We start from the raw sequence: 20,433 nt of genomic DNA on the forward strand, positions 1-20,433 counted from the left end.
AAAGTCCTGAATTTAAATTATAGGGTGATGAAAAACCTGACGCAGGTAAGCGAGGAAGGTTTCATCAGTACACAAGGTCTTGCCGGCAGAATCAGATAATTTTGCGACTGGCTGGCCATTGCAGGACATGAGCTTCATGACGATATTCAAGGCTTTGATGCCTGTGTCATTCGTCAGGTTCGTGCCTATGCCAAAACCCGTCATGGTGCGGTCAGCAAAATGGCGATACAGACTGAAAGCAGTTTCCAGATTCAGACCATCAGAAAACACCAGGCGTTTGGTGTGCGCATCTATACGCAACTTGGTATAGTGGGCAAGGGCCTTTTCACCCCAGACCACAGGATCACCAGAGTCGTGACGCAGGCCATCAAACAGTTTGGCAAAGTACAGGTCAAAGTCAGACAAGAAGGCATCCATGCCGACCACATCTGTCAAGGCAGTGCCCAGGTCGCCACGGTATTCCTGTACCCAGTCTTCCAGCGCCGCTTTCTGGAAATCACGCAGACGCACGCCAAAGGACTGGTAAGACTGCAGGTATTCATGCGCCATCGTACCTATCGGCACCAGCTTGTGTTTCTTGGCCAGATAGACATTCGATGTACCCTTGAAGAATTGCGGTACTTCACGCGCCAGCGTGGCCACGACTTCATCATGCCATTCACCAGAGAAGCGCCTGCGCAAACCAAAATCAAAGAATTCAAAAGTGTGAGCTCTTGGCGCTTCTTTTCCAAATTCACGAATTTGTTCTATCTTGGCCGCCAACCTGTTTCTCCCCTCAACCAGAGACTGCTCTGTTTGCAAGCGGCGGAAATATAATTCATTGACGATATGCAGTACAAAGATTTCAAAACCCATGACATGCACTTGCGGGCCGGTTGCCACGATTTGCAAATTGTCGCCATCGGTACTGACCTTGATGAATTTACGCTGGAAATGAAAAACCGTTAAAAAGTCAGTGAAATCACTTTTGATGAAGCGCAAGGAACGCAGATAATCGAGTTCATCTTCAGTAAAGTTCAATGCGCACAAGTGATCAAGTTCACGTTCAACATCTTCCTTCAATTCAGCCAGTGGATAAGCCGTGGAATTGCGGCAAACGAAAGCATATTCAGTCTGGGCATTTGGATGGCTATGCAGCAAGGCTTGCCACATGGTGAATTTGTATAAATCAGTTTCCAGCAAACTTTGAACTACGGGTTTCATATTTTTCTTTTCTAGTGTCACTTAAAAGCTGTTGCAAGATGAAGCATGACCGGCAAGTAGGATACGCCATACGCAACATTGTTTGACGTACTCACAAGCAAAATCAACTCTCGTTTTTTTGACAAAGAGGCGGTGCGCACGGCGCACCCTACGCGTTTATCTTCTTAGCCTTTATGCATTCGCCAACAACTCAGGCAATACATCTGCCATCTTCGCAATCTGCAAACCTTTGGCTCCCATGTCGCGCACAAAGCCTTCAAACTGTGCATCAAAACCTGTGACTGCACTCATGCAATCAGTCACCAATACCAGCTTGTGCAAATCAGCTGCGTCGAAATTTTCTACCAGATGTTCTGTGGTCGCCTTCACACAATGGCTGCCTGCTTCGCCAGTAATATACACGCGGTCAGCCTTACTGAGTTCGGTAATCAATTGCTGGTTCAGTTGCGTATCCGGGTCAGTGGCATCTGGTACTTCTGCCTTCACTGCTGAATAATGCTCAGTCCACGGATTGGAACCCTTGTTGATCTTGTTGACCACGCCCAGTTGTTTTTCTTCCCAGGCATTATAGGCTGCACGCACATCGGCATGCACATTCTGCCCCCAAGAGCCAATTTCGCAATGCACTGGCCATATCATCAGTTGATAACGGCCTTCGGCTTCCAGTGCATCCAGGTAAGCCAGCGCACGAGGTAAAGCCTCTGGCTGGCGTGGCTGATATTCGCCAGCGCGTACCGCGCTTGCAGAAATGCTTGTGAAAGGTGACACTGCCGCGCCCTGCCCTGTCCTCCAGAAAGTGGGGTGGGCAATGTCATAGCGATGATGAGCGTCCAGAGTGATGCTGATACCGCTGATGCCATCCGCACCTTTATTGATGAGCTCGGCCACACGCAACATATCGGCATGGGCGCCAGGCACAGGCAGGGCTGGCGATAATGGTTCAGCGCTATGCGCATCCCTTGCCAGATAAGCTGGCGGTAAATCACAGAAATCATTTTGCGGATCAATGATGAGGACTTGCAAATTGCGTTTCATGATGTTTCCTTTTCTTGTGAGGCTGATTCTATTGTAGGTCACTTAGTTATTTTTTGCAACTAAGTCGCCGTATTTTCTTTTTGCTCGCCTTATCAATGCTAAAAATAGCGTCCAGAGTGAAAAATAAGTTTTTATTTTCAATAACTTAGCATAAATCTTAGGTTTCACACTTCGCATGTTCCTTGCCCCTGGCGATTACAATTACTTGCAAAGTCGAAGGATTTGAATCAAAAAATACAATAAATTGCACGTTCAATGCATTTACTTTCTGATGTCACTTAATCCTAATTGAGCATTTACTCCGTCTTGGAAATGCGTGAAAACAACAATTGGATAAATCTTAGTTAAATTATGAAACTATCTTAGTTGATTTTTACAACTAACTTGATTTATAGTGAGTTTAATCCTGCAAGACAGGTAACTCATAAAAAGAAAAATAAAATGCAAATAACTCAATCTCAAAAAAACTTCAGCAAATTCCTCAGCTACGTACTGCGCCACCAGCCAGATTCCATAGGCATTACACTGGATGCACAGGGCTGGACAGAAATAACTACATTAATGAGCCAGGCCGCGAAGCATGGCAAGCGTTTCAAGCTGGAAGACTTGTATGAAGCGGTGCGCACTTCTGACAAACAGCGCTTTGCCCTCAGTGAAGATGGTTTGCGCATACGTGCAAACCAGGGGCATTCAGTAGCGGTGGATCTGGCATTGCCTGTGACAGTGCCGCCAGACGTTTTATATCATGGTACGGCCAGCCGTTTTATCGCTTCCATCATGAAAGACGGGTTGCGCCCGGGCTCGCGTCATCATGTGCACCTGTCGGCAAATACGACAACGGCGCGCACGGTAGGCGCGCGGCACGGTACGCCGGTTATCTTGCAGGTCATGGCAAAACAGATGCAGGAAGACGGCTTTCAGTTTTTTGTATCGGCAAATGGTGTATGGTTATGCGACAGCGTGCCACCAACATATTTGATCAGGATGAATTGAATGATGACAACCAAGCGACCACATCAGAATACTTATTGGGTAAGGCCCGGACAATTACTGGCAGGTGAATATCCGGGCGCACTGGATGCAAACACGGCAGAGCAAAGGCTGGGGCAATATCTCGATTGCGGCGTTGATTATTTTATCGACCTGACAGAAGAAGATGAACTGGACCCTTACGCACCGCTGTTGATAAAGCTGGCGAAAGAACGCGGCATGCAGGCCCAGCACCGCCGCTTTGCCATACCAGACCGACATACACCATCGTCGCGAGGGCAGATGCAGGAAATTCTGCAAACACTGCACGAAGCACTGGTAAAGCAGCATACCGTGTATGTGCATTGCTTTGGCGGCATAGGCCGGACTGGCACGGTCATCGGCTGCTATCTGGCAGAGCAACATCAGAACAGTAAGGCAGGTTTGCAGGAACTGGCGCAATTATGGCAGCAGATGGAAAAGAAAAACTTTTGGCCAGAGACACCACAAACCACAGAACAGCATGCCTGGGTACTGGCCTGGCCTGTGGATAGCAATTCAGACCGTACAGGAAAGACATGAATACACGAGAAGAATTATTAAAGCAGATAGACGAGGGCAAGCAGTTCAACTATCTGCATTTCTGGGGTCATAAACAGCGCGGTTTGCAAGCGGATAAAGCCTGCTTCAGTCAATGGTTTGTTGCGCCGTTCAAGATCGATGGCATCACTTACCCTACGGCTGAACATTATATGATGGCTGGCAAGGCCAGGCTGTTCGGTGACGAGGTCGTGTTCAAAGAAATACTGGCTACCAGCGACCCGGATATGGTGAAACGCCTGGGCAGGAAGGTGAAAAATTATGATGAAGCAACATGGGTACAACACCGCTTCCAGATAGTAGTCGAAGGCAATTATGCGAAATTTTCACAAAACCCAAAACTGAAGCAGTATCTGTTAAGTACCGCAGACAAGATCATCGTCGAAGCCAGCCCGCTGGATAGAATCTGGGGTACGGGTCTGGCACAAGATCATGCTGACAGTAATAAGCCGCAACTTTGGCAAGGCTTGAATTTGCTGGGTTTTGCCTTGATGGAAGTCAGGAGCAGACTACTGTCTGAACAAAAATATTGAAAAATGAAATTTGAAGCTTATAGAAACCAAGTAAAACAATGGCCAGAGAATGGCAAGCACATCATGGCGCAATTTGACGAGGATACTATTATCGTCTATCAGGCATATTCTGATGCCATCGCCGATTTTGCAATTGAGCACCAATACTTTGGCGGTGCATACAGCTATACACGCATGAGTTGGATCAAGCCCAATTTTTTATGGATGATGTTCCGCTCTGGCTGGGCGCAAAAACCTGGTCAGGAACGCGTATTGGCAATACGCATCAAGCGCAGCTTTTTTGATGAAATTTTATCGCAGGCTATTCCATCCTCTTTTGCCGCCTCAGAATTTGCCACACAAGAAGTATGGAAGCAGGCGATAGAAACCTCAGACGTGCGTTTGCAGTGGGACCCTGATCACGACCCTGCGGGCAACTGCCTGCCACGGCGCGCGCTGCAATTAGGTTTGCGCGGAGAAATGCTGGCACGCTATGGGAAAAAAGAAATACTGGAAATCATCGATGTCACGCCGTTTGTGTTGCAGCAGCTCCCGCATGTTGATCAGCAGGAGCAATTATTGATGCCAGTTGAATCCATTTATCGTTCCTGCGTTTGACATGCACACCAAGCATGCGAATCACGCAAAAATCTCGTTTGAATATCAGCCTCGCATCCGTTTAAATATCCATAGACGACAGCCCTGAACTTACCATCCGGAAGCCCGGCTTCGTCGCAATATGGACGGAGGCAATATGGATGTCTTTACTGAACATCAAAGGGAATTCTCACTACCGGTATCAATGCCTGGCAGCAGTTATGTGCTGGCGCCGATGAGCTATGTTTTGCCTGATGGTCAGCGACCTGTCAGTTATACCTTTGAGCCACCGGCCGGCATCCCTTGGGAAAACGCCACTTACGATTTGCGTGAGGTGGCGATACATGATGCGCGGCAGGCCGAACAGGAACCGCAGCTTGAACGTGAGGGTTTTGAATTATGGGATGCGCCCACTTCCGTCAAAAACTTCATGGACCATGAAGAAGTCAGATCTGACTATTATCAGGAAGCGCGTGAACTCGCGCTGGCAGTTACTGGCGGTAAACAAGCCTATGTCTTTGACCACCTCGTCAGGCGACGCGAAACCAGGCAAGTCACGCTGTCATTTGGCAAGCGGGCAGAGAATGGTCTGGCGGCCGCCAATGGGCGCATACATAATGACTACACTGAACAATCTGGGCAAAAGCGCCTTGGCCTGGTGATCCGGGATCTGGAAGTGATGGCGCAGATACGGCGCTATTGCATCATCAACATCTGGCGACCTACCCACAACACCGTGCTTGATACGCCGCTGGCAATTTGTGATGCACGCACTGTCCGGCAATCGCATCTGTTGGCTTGCGATGTCAAGTACCCTAACCGCACTGGTGAAATTTATCTGTCCAGATTTTCACCAAGACATCGTTGGTCTTACTTCGCTGAAATGCAGCCGCATGAAGCACTGATCTTCAAGCAATATGACAGCCAGTTCAGCGGCGTCTCACGCTTTACACCGCATGCTGCATTTGATCACCCACATGCTCCTGATGATGCACCACCAAGAGAAAGCATAGAGCTGCGCTGCCTGGTGGTATTTTGAAAAGGAGATCATGATGGATACGCCCATTACGACCATGCCTGTCATTGACTTCTGGTTTGAGTTTGGCAGCAATTACAGTTACCTCAGCGTCATGCGCATAGAGCAGGATGCGGCCAGGGCGGGTGTCAGGGTGCGCTGGCAACCGTTCCTGCTTGGCCCCATATTCCAGGCTCTGGGATGGCAGACATCGCCCTTTGTATTGCAGAAAGCCAAAGGCGATTATGTCTGGTTGGATATGGAGAGACAATGCCGCAAGTATGGCCTGCCCTGGAAAAAGCCCGGCAATTTCCCGCGCCCGGCAATCTTGCCTCTAAGGGTAGCGGTACTGGGTGCGGAGCAAAACTGGATGGCAGATTATTGTCGCCGCATCATGCAAATGAATTTTGCGCATGACCGGGATATCGATAACAAAGAAGTGGTCGCTGCTGTGCTGAACGACATGGGCTTGCCCGCAACTGAAATCATCGCGCAAGCCCTGAGCGATGAAAACAAATTGAAGTTACGCAAGCAAACCGAACTGGCCATGAGCAAGGGCATCTTTGGTGCGCCGACTTTTTTTGTCGGCGAGCAGATGTACTGGGGCAATGACAGGCTCGATGATGCGCTTGCCCATGCACGGGATTTGTTGATTTATCCCGACGCATGAGCCTGGCGATCTGGATCAGGCTGTTGCTGTTGCATCGGTTTGTACCTGAGGTTTCTGCACGGCTTGCGTCCTGATGAACATACTTAATAAGGCAGTCAGTACGCCACCCGCAATCAGGAAAAGATAAACATAGCGGAATTGCTGCAGATTTTGTACTTGTCCACCCAGTATGGTCACCGTAAAAGCCACACCGAGGGCAGAACCAAACTGGCGTACCGCCTGATTCACTGCACTACCCACACCAAAGCGCTTGGCAGGCAGGCGTGCCACAGCTGCGCCTGACAGCGATGGCAACACCAGGCCTACACCTATGCCACTGAGCAGCATGCCGGGCAGCCAGACAGTCAGATAATCGGCGGTCAGACTGGTATTCAGATAAAACCACAAGCCGCTCAGGGCATAGATCAATCCACCGGCGACCAGCAAGGGTTTGTGCCCAAAGCGTGCAACATAGCGGCCAGAAATAATTGCCACCGGCATGACCATCAAAGGGCCAGGCGTGATACCAAAACCAGCCTTGGTCAGACCGTAATGCCAGATTGCTGTCATAAATAAAAAGAAACTCAGGAACATGGCGGTAAAAGCTGCACCAAATACCAGAGTGGCGGCATTCACAAAGCGGTAATTCCTGTCCTCGAACAAACTCAAATCGACTGCCGCATGTGGCTTGCCCTTGGCCCAGAAAATAAAGACAAGAAGTATAGCTACGCCAGCGCTAATGGTGGCGAGAGTAGATGGCGCCAGCCAGCCCCAGCTGTCAGACTGGACTATGCCCAGTATCAGCAAGCCACTGCCTGCAATGAGCAAAAACACACCTGGCCAGTCAAAGCGATGGCCGGTTTCCAGGTTACGCGATTCTGACAGGCTTAGCGCCGCCCTGATCATGGCGATGATGCCTATAGGTACATTGATCAAAAATGCCCATTGCCAGTTAATGCTCTCTATGATGAGCGCACCCACACTAGGCCCGACTGCAGCGGCCAGCGCAGCAACCGCTCCCCACAGGCTGACGGCAATGGCACGTTTCTCGATAGGAAAAGCCTGCAACACCAACGCCAGCGAAGTTGGCGTCAGCAGGGCCGCACCAACAGCTTGCAAGACACGGAAGAAGATCAGCATGCCTGTACTGCCAGCCACGCCGCACAAACCGGATGCCAGGGTGAACACGCCTACACCAAGTATGAACAAGCGCTTGCGTCCCAATAAATCTGCCAGGCGACCGGCGGGTACCAGTAATGCCGCATAGACGATGGTATAGGCGTTCAGTACCCAGGACAGCTCACTAGGCCGGACATCGGGAAAGGCATGGCGCAAGGCAGGGAAAACTGCGAAGCCTATGGTGGCATCAAGCGACACCAGAAATACGGCAACGCTGGCAAGGGCAAAGGTCGGCCAGGGGCTGATATTTTTCATGATGTTTCTCCGGCTTCTACCACTCGTTCAACAATATCGGCGGCAAGTTTATTAATGATGAAGCTGACTGCTGCCGCATGTATCTCTGGCGTGCGCAAGATGCGTCTGTGTCCGGTTCCTGCACTTGGCACCAGACTGGCTTGCGGCCAGGCAGCAGCCAGGGCCTGGCTTTCGGTGTAGGGCATTTCTTTATCTTCCGGGTCATGCAGGATCAGGGCGGGGTGACGCATGCCTTGCTGCAATTGGGACAAATCCATGGCTGACAGTGGTACGCCTATGCTGCTTGCCAGCATGTCTTCCAGTTGCTGCCTGGCTGTTTCATCCAGACCACCTGCCCTGGCCGCATGCTGGAATACTCGCGTCAGCGAGGCCGGGCCGCACAGATGCACACTGGCCTTGACCTGTACGCCTTGCGCAAATGCATACAGACTGGCGGCGGAGCCTACTGAATGGGCGATCGTGGCAGTCAGCGGCCCCAGATGTTTTGCTACCGCGACGACGGCCTTGCCATAGTCGAGTACATTGGTCGTTTCGCCTTGCGATGCACCGTGCGCGGGTGCATCCAGCGCCGTCACACTAAAACCTGCCCGCAGCAAAGGGACGACAAAGCCTGCCATGTGGCTGGCCCGGCTTTCCCAGCCATGCAGCAGCAAGACTTGCGGCCCCTGTCCCCAGGTCCAGGCGCGCAATTCCAGCCCGGCATAGGGAATGCTGACGAGGCGCGCTTGCGCCAGTGCCTTTTTATCATCTTCAGTTTCTGCCTGCCTTTGCGGCCGGGTGAATGCCTGCAAGATCATGTCGATGATGGGCTTATTTGTTGCATTATTTGCTTCTTTGACTGGTGTATTCATGCTGGCCTCAAAATTAGATGACGAATATAATCCAATGGATGTTGATTATCATCTAAAATAGAGATTCATGTCAAACCTGATTAAAACCAGTATTAAAATGAAAACTCTGGTTGGCAGATTTTTTAGGAATAGAGCAAATGAGAACTACCCGCGAACAAGCTGCGCAAACCCGCGAGCGCATAGTAGAAACCGCTGCCCGCCTGTATCGTGAACATGGCATCAATGGCATAGGTGTGGCAGACCTGATGAAAGAAGCCGGGCTCACGCATGGCGGTTTTTACAAGCACTTTGAATCCAAGGAAGCCCTGATTGCCGAAGCCTGCAGTACCGCGCTCGAAAGCACACGTACAGAACTGCTGCGCAAGACAGAACTGGTCAGCGACGAAGAAGCCATCGCCAGCCTGGTGCATAGCTACCTGAGCCGGGCACATAGTGAGCATCCCGGCCATGGTTGTGCGATTGCGGCACTGGGGGCAGAAGCAGCGCGTGGCGAGGCGGCAAGCAAGGAAGTGATGGCGCAAGGGGTTGATCAGCTGTTAGCCATCATCAGCAAGCAATTGCAGCGTTCAGGTGCTAAGGATGACGCGGCTACCGCGCATGGCGTCTTGTCTTCGCTGATAGGTGGCCTGCTGTTGTCCCGCATGATGGACAAACCGGCGAATGCCAAAGCAGTATTGCGTGACACCAGTGAATTTGTGTTGAAAGCGGTACAGAAATAATAAAGAAGTAAAAAAACTGCCCGTTATTTCTAACGGGCAGATGATGCATTAAATCAATTTACCCCCCTGTAAATTCACTTCCGATTATTCGCCAGCCTGCGTACCACAGCCAGCAGGCGATCTATCTCTTCACAAGTATTGTAGAAAGCAAACGAAGGCCGTACCGTTGCTTCCAGACCAAAGCGACGCAAGATGGGTTGGGCGCAATGATGGCCGGAACGTACTGCGATTCCCTCTTCATTGAGTGCCTTGCCAACTTCTGCCGTTTCATATCCTGCCAGCACAAAAGAAGCGACACTGGCTTTTTGATGCGCGGTACCGACCAGGCGTACACCAGGTATGCTCTTCAGCCCATGCGTTGCATATTCCAGCAAGGCATGTTCATACAGGGCGATATTTTCCAGGCCTATGCGCTCGACATAATCAAGCGCGGCTCCCAGGCCGACGGCATCGGCGATATTGCCAGTACCAGCTTCAAAGCGTGCCGGTGCTGGCTGATAACGGGTGTGCTCGAAAGTCACATCTGCAATCATATTGCCACCGCCCTGCCAGGGTGGCAGTTGTTCCAGCAAGGCCTTCTTGCCATACACCACGCCTATGCCAGTCGGGCCAAATATCTTGTGACCGGAGAAGACATAAAAGTCAGCATCCAGCGCCTGCACGTTCACGCGCAGATGTGACACGGCTTGCGCCCCATCGATCAGTACGCGGGCACCGGCAGCATGGGCCAGGGCAGTAATCTCATGCACCGGGGCGATAGTACCCAGGGCATTTGACACTTGCGTTACCGCCACCAGACGGGTCTTGCTGTTCAGGAGCTTGCGGTACTCGTCAAGCAAGACCTGGCCACTGTCATCCACGGGAATGACGCGTATGACTGCACCCTTCTCAGCCGCCAGTTGTTGCCAGGGCACGATATTGGCATGATGTTCAAGCTCAGAGACGATGATCTCATCACCCGCGCCTATGAACTTCTTGCCAAAGGTTTGCGCGATCAGATTGATACCTTCAGTCGCGCCACGCACGAAGATGATTTCCTGTTCGCTGGCAGCACCAAGAAATTTGGCTACCTTCTTACGTGCAGACTCATAAGCATCGCTGGCACGTGCAGCCAGTTCATGCGCCGCTCTATGTATATTTGAATTCTCATGCTCATAGAAATAACTGATACGGTCTATCACCGACTTTGGCTTGTGCGTGGTGGCGGCATTATCAAACCACACCAGTTGCTTGCCATTGACACGCTCAGCCAGGATAGGGAAATCCCTGCGCACGGCATTGATGTCAAAGGGTGCGGCCAAGGATGGATTAGCTGCCCTTGGTGCCTGATCCCAATAGTCTTGCTCGCCTTGCTGGAAATAATACGCTGGCTGTGTAGCATTGCCACCAGATTGCGGTGCGGGCACAGACGTGGCCGACGTAGCTGGCGTTGTTGAATACAGTTCACCCAGTATGCGTTGCAATTGCTCTTGCCCCGGCACGTTGAAAGCACTCGCGCCGGATTGCTTGCCTGTGCCCGCACCTGTTCCTTGCGCCGCCAGGCTATCAAGATTATTGTCAGCAACTGGATAGCCATGCTCTTGCCCGACAAAATAATAGGGCGTGCTGGAACTGGCACCACCCGCTTGCGGGCGCGATGGTGCTAGGCTGCTACCAGCATTTTGTGGTACGCCACTGGCAGAGACAGAAGGCTGGCTTTGTACCGAGGTGCTATCGTGGACTGGCGTACGCGCCGACGGTGGTGCTTCAGGTGTATTGCCCTGGCTAAAGCCCGGCAAGAATTGCGCAGCCGCTTGCGCCGCACCTGGCACCAGCGCAAAAAATTCTGATGCCATGCGGTTCAGTGCGGCTTCATCCGGCAAACCTGAGTTTGCCGCGCCAGTATTATTTGTAGGTGTCAGGATAGTCATGGTATTTACCTATCTCTACGTCATCGAGAACAGCCACTGCATCATCTGTCAATACTGCCAGCGAGCAGTACAGGGAAATGAGGTAAGAGGCAATCGCATTGCGGTTGATGCCCATGAAGCGCACAGACAAACCAGGACTTTGTTCACCCGCCAGGCCAGGCTGAAACAAGCCAACCACACCCTGGCGTTTTTCACCAACACGCAACAGGATAATTTTTGTCTTGCCGTCTTCGATAGGCAATTTATCAGACGGTACCAATGGCACGCCGCGCCAGGTCAGGAATTGCGAACCAAACAGGCTGACTGTCGGAGGTGGCACACCACGGCGTGTGCATTCACGACCAAAAGCAGCAATCGCCAATGGGTGTGCGAGGAAGAAGCCAGGCTCTTTCCAGACCTTGGTCAGCAAGTCGTCAAGATCATCCGGTGTAGGCGCACCTGTCAGTGTGGAGATGCGTTGATCATCATGCACATTTGCCAGCAGACCATAATCAGGATTATTGATGAGTTCGCTTTCCTGCCTTTCCTTGATGGTTTCTACTGTCAGACGCAATTGCTCCTTGATCTGGTCATGCGGGCTGCTGTACAGATCAGAAATGCGCGTATGTACATCCAGCACGGTCGCTACCGCATTGAGGAAATACTCACGCGGCTGTTCGTCATAATCGACAAAGGTTTGCGGCAATTCAGATTCATCGCGCTGTGAACAAGCTACCCGCACATCCTTGGGATTTTTTACTTTGTTGAGCCGGTAGATACCTGCCTCTACCGGCAACCATTGCAGCAGATGCACCAGCCAGCGTGGCGAGATGGTGGATAACTGTGGAACGGTCTTGGTCGCATTTGCTAACTGTCTGGCGGCATTGTCGCTGAGGGCGAAATTACCTGCAGTTACTTCATTACTTACATCTGTCATTACTCTACTCCATGAAAGTCAGTGTATCGAAAAATAAACATGAACAGGCGTGCGGGGATAAGCAGCCGTGTTATGTAGTTCACGGCTGTTTATTTGAAGCTCACTTATTCAAACCAAAGAAACGGGATTTTGCTGTTCGTGCCTCAAGCTGGCCTGGCTTACATGGCTGCCTGCTGCCACATCGCTGGTGACCCAGACATTGCCGCCGACGATGGCACCACGGCCTATGGTGACGCGGCCCAGTACTGTGGCACCGGCATAGATCACCACATCATCTTCAACGATGGGATGGCGTGGCAAACCTTTTTGCAGCTTGCCATCATCATCGCTGGGGAAGCGTTTTGCCCCCAGCGTAACGGCCTGATAGATACGCACACGCTGGCCGATAACGGCAGTCTCTCCTATCACCACGCCAGTACCATGATCAATAAAAAAGCCTGCCCCTATGCTGGCACCGGGGTGGATGTCTATGCCGGTCTGTCCATGGGCAATCTCGGCAACAATACGCGCCAGCAGTGGCACACCGAGCTGGTACAGTTGATGGGCAATACGGTGATGTATCATCGCCAGTATGCCGGGGTAGCACAACAAGACTTCATCGACCGTGCGGGCTGCCGGGTCACCCTGATAGGCTGAGATGACATCGCTGTCCAGTAATGAGCGTATGCCAGGCAAAGCGCGGGAAAATTCACGTACTATCGTCAGGGCCCGGTCATCGATATGCAGACCTTCTTCTTCGTGGTAGCGCGAGGCATAGCTGAGTTCCAGCCTGACCTGACCCAGCAGAGAATGCAGGACAGTATCGAGTGTATGGCCTACATAAAAGTCTTCACTCTCTTGCCGCAATTCAGGCGGCCCCAAGCGCATGGGGAACAAGGCACCACGCAAGTCATTGAGGATTTTTGCCAGTGCATCACGCGATGGCAATTCACGCCCGCCAGGTTCGGCTGATCTTTGCTGGCGACGCCGCCAGGCATGGCGCACTACTGCCAGCTCGCTGACAACCTGCTCTATGCCGAACAGCGAGGCGCGTATCTCTTTAGTCTGTTGCAATACTTGTCCCATGATGAGCTGCCTTCTCTATTACTGATTTTTGAATTGATTCAATCCTGCACCCAGGGGAGTTTGTGGAAGCGCCAGCCCCCGTGATGCCCGCGCTGCTGCGCCTCATCCAGATCGCCTTCGAAACCCTGTTCTATATTGAAGACATTCGACAAACCGGCCTTGCTGGCGGCTTCTGCTGCCAATGCCGAGCGTTTACCACTGCGACAAAGCAGCAAGACCACGGCCTGCTTTTCCTTAAGCTTGCCTTCGAGCTCTTTGACAAAGCGCGGGTTACGTGTCAGTGCTGTACCTGTCGCCCAGGCTACATGCAGGCTGTCTGGCAAATGACCGACGAACTTGCGTTCTTCATTGCTACGTACATCAACAATCACGGCCAGGCCTTGCTGCTGCAACTCCCAGGCATCTGTCGGGGACACGCTGCCAGCAAATGGCAGGCCGGCATCTTTGGCGCGCTGGCGGGCCGCAGCCAGCACAGGTGATTCAGTTATAGTCTCGATTGTGGGGGAAGCTGTCATACACGTTCTCTGTATTCATGTTTTTCATCACAGAGATTGAATGTACAGAAAATACCTAAGACAGAAAACGAATAAAAATGAAGTTAATTATCCGAAATTCAAATATGCTGTAGCTATTGCCACAAAGCCGACATTTGCTGCATTGCGCAAATATGGTATTGCAGTCTGTTAGGCGTATGATATTAGAATCCCACTACTTTATCGCTACTATGGCTACAGCTAAATCTACCTCGTATCCCAGGCTAACGACACTGCTGACGCTGGGCGTCAGTGCGGTAGTATTGTGTACCGTCCTGTCGGCCTTGCTGCTGGTTGACCACTTCGCTAAAAACTATGCACAGAAAGAAGCAGAGCAAAGACTGCAGCAAGTTGCCTGGCAAATGCGCGATTCCCTAGACCAGGTCATGCAAAAATCAGTCAGCGATGTGCAACTGCTATCGCAACTGAATGAAGTCAAAGACGGTAAAGAGCCTGCCGATGTACGCCGTATCCTTGATCACTTGCAACACAACTTCTCTGACTATGCCTGGATAGGTTTGGCCGACCCCGACGGTAAAGTGCTGGCATCTACCAAGGGTATGCTGGAAGGGCAAGATGTCAGCAAGCGGCCCTGGTTTATTGAAGGCAAGAAGGCCTTGTATGCGGGTGATTACCACCCTGCCCTGTTGTTGCAGAAGCTGCTGCCTTACAGCATAGACCCCTGGCGCTTTGTCGATGTATCTATCCCCGTCTACAATTCTGAAGGCAAGCTGCGCGGCGTGCTGGGCGTGCACCTGAGCTGGAACTGGACGCGCAATCTGGTGCAAAACATACTGGCACCCGCTGACAAACAATATGCGGCAGAAATCATGGTGGCGAGGGAAGACGGTACCGTCTTGCTCGGTCCTCTGAAGATGGAAGAAAGCAAAATATCCCCGAACAGCCTGAAGCTGTCGCGTTCTGGCAAGAGTGGCGTGACGGAAGAAGTATGGGACGGCCCGCAGAAATATCTGACTGCCTATACCATGAGTGGACAGGCACGCAATTATCCTGCCTTGCAATGGAGCATACTGGTACGCCAGCCCAAAGATGTTGCCATGGCTGGTTTGTATAACCTGCAGCGTGAAATCCTGATTTCTGGCGCCATACTGTGCGTCGTGCTGGCACTGCTGGCATCACTGATGGCAAGACGCATGTCGTCTTCGCTCACCAAACTCAGTAGCTTCATGGAGCAGCGTACCCAAAACCGCGACTCACAGGCAGCGCAACCTGTCTTCCCGGTTGTGGTTCACGGCTTTCATGAAGCCCAGCTATTATCGACCACGATAGCGGGAATGCTGGAAAAAGAAGAGCAGTACCTGACCAAGATCGAACGCAGCAATCAAGACCTTGAAGCAACCGTGGTTGAACGCACGCGAGAAATTGAACTGAAAGCCAGCCAGCTGGAAAATGCCTTGCAAGAGCAGCGCGTTGTACAAAACCGTTTGCAAGCCATTACAGATAACCTGCCCTGCATTATCACTTTCATGGACAGGCAAGAACGCTATCTATTCGTGAATGCTTTCGTCACGACAGAATTTGGCATCAAGCCCGAGCATCTGTTGGGGCGCACTTTGCGTGAAGCTGTTGGCGATGAATTTTACAAGGCCCATGCACCTCATGTGCAGGCAGTATTGGCGGGTGAACGTGTCAGCTTTGAAGGCGAGGGTAAATTAAATAAACGTACCTACTATTATCAGTCTGTGTATGTACCAGCCTATGACGATGCCGGTCAAGTCACGGGGTTTTATGCGATGAGCTTTGATATTGCTGACCGCAAGCGGGTAGAGATGATGATGAATGAATTCGTCTCCATGGTCAGCCACGAACTGCGTACACCATTGACATCCATCAATGGTTCGCTGCGCCTGGTGGCTGCTGGTGTTGCCGGGCAAGTACCGGAGAAAGCCCAGGAACTGATCACGGTTGCCATGCGCAATGGTGACCGCCTGCTGCACTTGATCAATGATATTCTCGACCTGGAAAAAATCGCCTCCGGCAAGATGGAATTCAATTTCCAGCTCAGCCAGATTGGTCCCATGATCCAGGATGCCATCAGTGCCAACAAATCCTATGCGGATCAATATGGTGTCAGCATCAACTGGCACGAAGCGTATGCCGAGATGATGGTCAACGTTGACCGCCATCGCGTTGGCCAGGTACTTGCCAATCTCTTGTCAAACGCAATCAAGTTCTCGCACAAAGGGGGCGAAGTAGAAGTGACAGTGGAAATGAATTTGGCCAGACAAAGAGTGAAGGTGATTGTTACTGATCATGGCTGCGGCATACCGCCCAATTTCCATAGCAAGATATTCCAGAAATTCAGTCAGGTCGATGGTTCCAACACCCGAAAAAAAGGTGGCACTGGCCTGGGTTTGAATATCTGCAAAACCATCATAGAAAAAATGGAAGGAAGCATAGGCTTCACCTCCACGGTGGATGTAGGCAGCCAGTTCTTTTTTGAACTGCCGCTGGCTGGTACCACTTCATCAAGTGCCGCCAGCGTCATTGAGGCAAGCTAGGCTGAAAGGCTGTCGACTAGGTTGCAGCCAATGCCTGCTCCAGATCAGCAATCAGGTCATCAATGTGTTCTATGCCTATTGACAGACGCACGGTGTCTTCAGTGACACCGGCTTTTGCCAGCTCTTCAGGGTTCAATTGACGATGTGTAGTGCTGGCCGGATGGCAGGCTAGCGACTTGGCATCGCCTATATTCACCAGACGGGTGAATAATTGCAGGGCATCCTGGAAGCGGCCACCGGCGTCACGCCCGCCTTCGAGACCAAAAGTCAGGATTCCGGAAGGCTTGCCGCCCAGATATTTCTGCGCCAGCGCATGGTCCTTGTGTTCAGGCAGGCCGGCATAATTGACCCACTTCACCCTCGCATGCTTGTCCAGGTAATGGGCAATCTTGATGGTGTTGTCGGTAATCCTGTCCAGGCGCAAGGCCAGGGTTTCTATGCCTTGCAAGATCAGGAAGGCATTGAAGGGCGACAGCGCAGCACCAGTATTACGCAAAGGTACGACGCGGGCGCGGCCTATATACGCTGCAGGCCCCAGCGCTTCGGTATACACCACACCGTGATAAGACACGTCAGGCTCATTGAGGCGTTTGAATCTTTCTTTATGCTCAGCCCAGGGGAATTTGCCAGAATCAACGATGATGCCACCTATGGAATTGCCATGCCCGCCGAGGTATTTAGTCAGCGAATGCACGACAATATCGGCACCAAATTCTATTGGGCGCAACAGATAAGGGGAAGGCACGGTGTTATCCACAATTAATGGAACGCCATGTTGATGGGCGACTTTGGCGATGGCTTCAATATCAGTGATATTGCCTAGTGGATTGCCGATAGATTCCACAAACACAGCCTTGGTTTTGCCATCAATCAGTTTGGCAAAGGACTCAGGGTCACGGTAATCAGCGAAGCGGGTTTCTATGCCGAATTGCGGCAGGGTATGGGCAAACAGATTATAGGTACCGCCATACAGGGTAGAGGCAGAGACGATATTGTCACCTGCCTCGGCAATGGTTTGTATCGCATAGGTAATTGCAGCCTGGCCAGATGCCAGGGCCAGGCCAGCAATACCGCCTTCGAGCTCAGCCACGCGCTTTTCCAGCACATCATTGGTGGGATTCATGATGCGTGAATAAATATTGCCCTGCACTTTGAGATCAAACAGGTCCGCACCATGCTGGGTATTGTCAAAGGCATAGGCGACGGTCTGATAAATAGGCACGGCAACCGCGCGCGTAGTCGGATCAGGTGTGTAACCACCATGTACTGCTATGGTTTCCAGCTTCATCAAGATGTCCTTTTATTTTAATAATGCGTTCGGATGAGGAAATTGATCATAAAAATACTGTCTTTAAATAACAAGGAAGCATTTCGAATTTGCTTATCAAGAAAATGAAGCCAGCCCCAGCCCGGAATTTATTTTCGGCATGCAACAAGCAAATAGCGCATGCGGCCACTATTCAGAATGCTGGATAATATTACAATAAAAACATTGTCAAAAATTTCATTAAGTTTGAATTTGAAATACAAACTTACAATATAAAGCGGCAATTATTTATAGTTTGATATTTATAATAGGTCGGAAAAACACAATCAAATTTCCGTGAAACCCGCATGAGGCTGCTATATAAAATGAAAAAATATATCCCACTGGCAATGTTTATTTTCGTTGCATCTGCCTGTACAACATCACCAGCACAAAATGAACCGCGTAATGTCAGGGCTGGTGGATTTCAGGATCAGCAGAATGCTGAAGTAGGTGATATCCAGGACATGCGCAGAACGACACTGCAAAAGCAAGGCCGGACAGGTGCGACTGGTGCAGTGGTCGGCGCGGTCACCGGTGCAGCGCTGGGCAATCAGATTGGCAAAGGCAACGGCAAGAAAGTCAGCACAGTATTAGGCGGCGTCGTCGGTGGTGTGGTTGGCAATGCTGTTGCTGAACAAAACTCCATGGTTAACGTGCCAGGACTGGAAATTGTAGTGCGCCTGCGCAGTAACGGCAGCCTCATCACTGTCACCCAGGAACAACAGGGGCGCGATTCCTATTACATAGGTCAGCCAGTGCGGGTAATCTACACGCAAAATATGGCGCAAGTACTACCCTTGTAAAACAAGGGCTTCATTACGGTGACAACATTTCTCGTTGACGACAGGCCATGACAACGAATAGTTTTTTATAGCGACAGAATGAAAACTTCACACAAGTTAATCAGCCTTGCCCTTTGCGGTCTCAGTGCGGCAGCGCAAGCACAAATCTGGACTGACCTGCCAAGCATAGACCAGAAAGCCGATGTCATCACCCAGCGTGCTGACAGCCCCATATACAGCCGCATGGCAACTGACAAGAAATACCGTGAATTTGCCTACGCTGCCATCAATATCCGCGGCGAACAGCTAGGTTACAAACTGGTGCTGGAATCACGCGACGCATTGTTCACGGATAAAAAATTACGCAAAGTCTATGAAGCCAGGGCAGGCAAGTATTTTGTCTCTTACTGGGTAAAGGAATACCCAAACCGACGCACGATGCCCTTCAAACGCAATGTTGAGATCTTGCTGGTTGTCGTCGATACCGTGCCCGCGAATAAAGATAACCCCGAATTCAAGGCGGTTGCCAGCAAGCTGCCCTATGTGACTTACCAGATACGCTGGCAGCAATTCAATGGCAATCAGGTGGTTGGCATCAAAGGGGATGACACCGGTGCAGCCGTCAAATGGAATTGTAAAACCAAGGAAGGCAAAGTCATGCCGACCATGATACAAACCATGATCATCCACAAACCCAACTTCAAGAATGAAGAAGAGTGGTATCGCACTGCGTATTACATCACCGATACCGGCGAGTTAAAAGACAATGGCGCAGGCCGGAGAAACATCTGCACTGAGCGCAGTGTAGGCCCTGATGATGAAGTGTCGAAATGGGTACGCTTTTTTGGCGGTGTATAAACCAAAGATTGACTCTGGCATTCAACAGCTTTTGACTGGGTGATGCTTTCACACACAGCATCCCCCATTCCCAGCTTAGTCCTTAATTACTTCACTGGTACATCCGGCAGATTCAATGCCAGTTCAGCTATTTTGTCCTTGCGCATGAAAACTACACCGGGATGTTGCAGCGCATATTGCAAGAATTCTCCCAGGATTTTTACACGACCCGGGGTGCCGCCTATGCGGTCATGCAGGGAAAGCGACATCATGCGCCGCCTGTATCCTGACTCCATATACAACTGATCAAATTCATCACGCAACTCCTGGCCAAAGGCTTGTGCTGTCAATGGCCCCTCAGCCCCGAAGCGGGCAATGTCGTTATTGCGCAAGGTGTAAGGCACAATCGCAAAGGCCTGGTCATTGACGATGGTCGTCATCGGTTCATCAGCACTGAGATCATCGATGTGATAAGTGAAACCCAGTGACTGCAATATCCCCAGTGTGCGCGGAGTGCCACGTAACCAGAAGGCATTAAAACCGACAGGCCGCGTGCCTGTTGCTTTTTCTATCGCTGCGATATTGGCGATGTACGATGCGCGCTCTTCTGCCTCAGTCATGGTCCAGTGCGGCGTCCAGCTATGGCCATGCGCGGCCGCTTCATGGCCACGTTGCACGATTTCTCTGGCAAGCTCCGGTCTTTGCAATACCGCCTGCCCAACCATATGCGAAGTCACGGGTATCTTGAATTTGTCCCACAGATCCAGCATGCGCGGTATGCCTTCACGTGCGCCATATTCAAACCAGGTGCGGGCTGGCAAATCAGGCAGACTGGTGTCTGCCATGGCAGGAAAAGGTGAACCATTCTCGTGCTCTGATTGCGCACCAGCTTCAAACTGCATGGAAACAGAGACCACCATGCGTATGCCATCTGGCCAGAACTGCCCATCAGGCAGATTGATCTTGTTTGTCATT

20 protein-coding genes are annotated in these 20,433 nt (G+C 51.1%); 10 read left to right on the forward strand and 10 right to left on the reverse strand.

The window, feature by feature from the left end:
* Window positions 1–12: 12 nt before the first annotated feature.
* On the reverse strand, window positions 13–1,203 hold the full coding sequence (pncB, locus tag ACO0LL_RS01420) for a nicotinate phosphoribosyltransferase (protein WP_422949105.1): 1,191 nt from the start codon (window positions 1,201–1,203) through the stop codon (window positions 13–15).
* 171 nt (window positions 1,204–1,374) lie between these two features.
* Window positions 1,375–2,238 (reverse strand): cysteine hydrolase, encoded by an 864-nt coding sequence (locus ACO0LL_RS01425; protein WP_422949106.1) that lies wholly within the window; start codon window positions 2,236–2,238, stop codon window positions 1,375–1,377.
* 441 nt (window positions 2,239–2,679) lie between these two features.
* Here ACO0LL_RS01425 and ACO0LL_RS01430 point away from each other — a divergent pair, with 441 nt between their 5' ends.
* From ACO0LL_RS01430 to ACO0LL_RS01455, 6 genes are all read left to right on the forward strand, one after another.
* Entirely contained in the window at window positions 2,680–3,231 is a 552-nt protein-coding gene (locus ACO0LL_RS01430) for an RNA 2'-phosphotransferase (RefSeq protein ID WP_422949107.1), read from the forward strand.
* A complete protein-coding gene (locus tag ACO0LL_RS01435) occupies window positions 3,232–3,789 on the forward strand; it encodes a protein-tyrosine phosphatase family protein (protein WP_422949108.1) in 558 nt (185 codons plus the stop codon). It abuts the gene before it with no gap.
* Window positions 3,786–4,340, forward strand: coding sequence for an NADAR family protein (locus ACO0LL_RS01440; RefSeq protein ID WP_422949109.1), 555 nt, complete (start codon window positions 3,786–3,788; stop codon window positions 4,338–4,340). The genes ACO0LL_RS01435 and ACO0LL_RS01440 overlap by 4 nt, the downstream gene beginning before the upstream one ends.
* Before the next feature lie 3 nt (window positions 4,341–4,343).
* Window positions 4,344–4,937: a DUF4291 domain-containing protein gene (locus ACO0LL_RS01445; RefSeq protein ID WP_422949110.1), complete on the forward strand. Its 594-nt coding sequence runs from the start codon at window positions 4,344–4,346 to the stop codon at window positions 4,935–4,937.
* A 136-nt stretch (window positions 4,938–5,073) separates the two neighbouring features.
* Window positions 5,074–5,955, forward strand: a complete 882-nt coding sequence (locus tag ACO0LL_RS01450; protein WP_422949111.1) for a CmcJ/NvfI family oxidoreductase — start codon at window positions 5,074–5,076, stop codon at window positions 5,953–5,955.
* Window positions 5,956–5,968: 13 nt separating this feature from the next.
* On the forward strand, window positions 5,969–6,601 hold the full coding sequence (locus ACO0LL_RS01455) for a 2-hydroxychromene-2-carboxylate isomerase (RefSeq protein WP_422949112.1): 633 nt from the start codon (window positions 5,969–5,971) through the stop codon (window positions 6,599–6,601).
* A 15-nt stretch (window positions 6,602–6,616) separates the two neighbouring features.
* Here ACO0LL_RS01455 and ACO0LL_RS01460 read toward each other — a convergent pair whose 3' ends face one another.
* Both ACO0LL_RS01460 and ACO0LL_RS01465 read right to left on the reverse strand, forming a co-directional pair.
* The gene (locus ACO0LL_RS01460; protein ID WP_422949113.1) at window positions 6,617–8,014 is read right to left on the reverse strand and encodes an MFS transporter; all 1,398 of its coding nucleotides are present in this window, start codon (window positions 8,012–8,014) and stop codon (window positions 6,617–6,619) included.
* Window positions 8,011–8,865, reverse strand: a complete 855-nt coding sequence (locus ACO0LL_RS01465) for an alpha/beta fold hydrolase (RefSeq protein WP_422949114.1) — start codon at window positions 8,863–8,865, stop codon at window positions 8,011–8,013. Before ACO0LL_RS01465 ends, ACO0LL_RS01460 begins: the two co-directional genes overlap by 4 nt.
* Before the next feature lie 137 nt (window positions 8,866–9,002).
* Here ACO0LL_RS01465 and ACO0LL_RS01470 point away from each other — a divergent pair, with 137 nt between their 5' ends.
* Window positions 9,003–9,584, forward strand: a complete 582-nt coding sequence (locus ACO0LL_RS01470) for a TetR/AcrR family transcriptional regulator (protein WP_422949115.1) — start codon at window positions 9,003–9,005, stop codon at window positions 9,582–9,584.
* Between the two features lie 74 nt (window positions 9,585–9,658).
* Here ACO0LL_RS01470 and ACO0LL_RS01475 read toward each other — a convergent pair whose 3' ends face one another.
* The 4 genes from ACO0LL_RS01475 to ACO0LL_RS01490 form a co-directional block, all read right to left on the reverse strand.
* Window positions 9,659–11,494, reverse strand: coding sequence for a family 2A encapsulin nanocompartment cargo protein cysteine desulfurase (locus tag ACO0LL_RS01475; RefSeq protein WP_422949116.1), 1,836 nt, complete (start codon window positions 11,492–11,494; stop codon window positions 9,659–9,661).
* Window positions 11,469–12,410 carry a family 2A encapsulin nanocompartment shell protein gene (locus tag ACO0LL_RS01480; protein WP_422949117.1) on the reverse strand — a complete coding sequence of 314 codons (942 nt, stop codon included), beginning with the start codon at window positions 12,408–12,410 and terminating at the stop codon, window positions 11,469–11,471. The genes ACO0LL_RS01475 and ACO0LL_RS01480 overlap by 26 nt, the downstream gene beginning before the upstream one ends.
* Window positions 12,411–12,518: 108 nt before the next feature.
* Window positions 12,519–13,475 carry a serine O-acetyltransferase EpsC gene (gene epsC / locus ACO0LL_RS01485; RefSeq protein ID WP_422949118.1) on the reverse strand — a complete coding sequence of 319 codons (957 nt, stop codon included), beginning with the start codon at window positions 13,473–13,475 and terminating at the stop codon, window positions 12,519–12,521.
* A 38-nt stretch (window positions 13,476–13,513) separates the two neighbouring features.
* Window positions 13,514–13,990 (reverse strand): rhodanese-like domain-containing protein, encoded by a 477-nt coding sequence (locus ACO0LL_RS01490; protein WP_422949119.1) that lies wholly within the window; start codon window positions 13,988–13,990, stop codon window positions 13,514–13,516.
* A gap of 209 nt (window positions 13,991–14,199) precedes the next feature.
* Here ACO0LL_RS01490 and ACO0LL_RS01495 point away from each other — a divergent pair, with 209 nt between their 5' ends.
* Complete coding sequence (locus ACO0LL_RS01495; RefSeq protein WP_422949120.1) at window positions 14,200–16,530, forward strand: sensor histidine kinase; 2,331 nt, start codon at window positions 14,200–14,202, stop codon at window positions 16,528–16,530.
* Between the two features lie 16 nt (window positions 16,531–16,546).
* On the opposite strand, the gene ACO0LL_RS01500 is transcribed toward ACO0LL_RS01495, so the two are convergent.
* Complete coding sequence (locus tag ACO0LL_RS01500; protein WP_422949121.1) at window positions 16,547–17,818, reverse strand: O-acetylhomoserine aminocarboxypropyltransferase/cysteine synthase family protein; 1,272 nt, start codon at window positions 17,816–17,818, stop codon at window positions 16,547–16,549.
* Window positions 17,819–18,162: 344 nt separating this feature from the next.
* Here ACO0LL_RS01500 and ACO0LL_RS01505 point away from each other — a divergent pair, with 344 nt between their 5' ends.
* Together ACO0LL_RS01505 and ACO0LL_RS01510 are read left to right on the forward strand one after the other, a co-directional pair.
* The gene (locus ACO0LL_RS01505; protein ID WP_422949122.1) at window positions 18,163–18,642 is read left to right on the forward strand and encodes a glycine zipper 2TM domain-containing protein; all 480 of its coding nucleotides are present in this window, start codon (window positions 18,163–18,165) and stop codon (window positions 18,640–18,642) included.
* A gap of 78 nt (window positions 18,643–18,720) precedes the next feature.
* Window positions 18,721–19,479: a hypothetical protein gene (locus tag ACO0LL_RS01510; protein ID WP_422949123.1), complete on the forward strand. Its 759-nt coding sequence runs from the start codon at window positions 18,721–18,723 to the stop codon at window positions 19,477–19,479.
* 86 nt (window positions 19,480–19,565) lie between these two features.
* Here ACO0LL_RS01510 and ACO0LL_RS01515 read toward each other — a convergent pair whose 3' ends face one another.
* Window positions 19,566–20,432: a polysaccharide deacetylase family protein gene (locus ACO0LL_RS01515; RefSeq protein WP_422949124.1), complete on the reverse strand. Its 867-nt coding sequence runs from the start codon at window positions 20,430–20,432 to the stop codon at window positions 19,566–19,568.
* Window position 20,433 lies beyond the last annotated feature (1 nt).

The organism is Undibacterium sp. TC4M20W, from assembly GCF_049340245.1.
Lineage (GTDB): Bacteria > Pseudomonadota > Gammaproteobacteria > Burkholderiales > Burkholderiaceae_D > Undibacterium.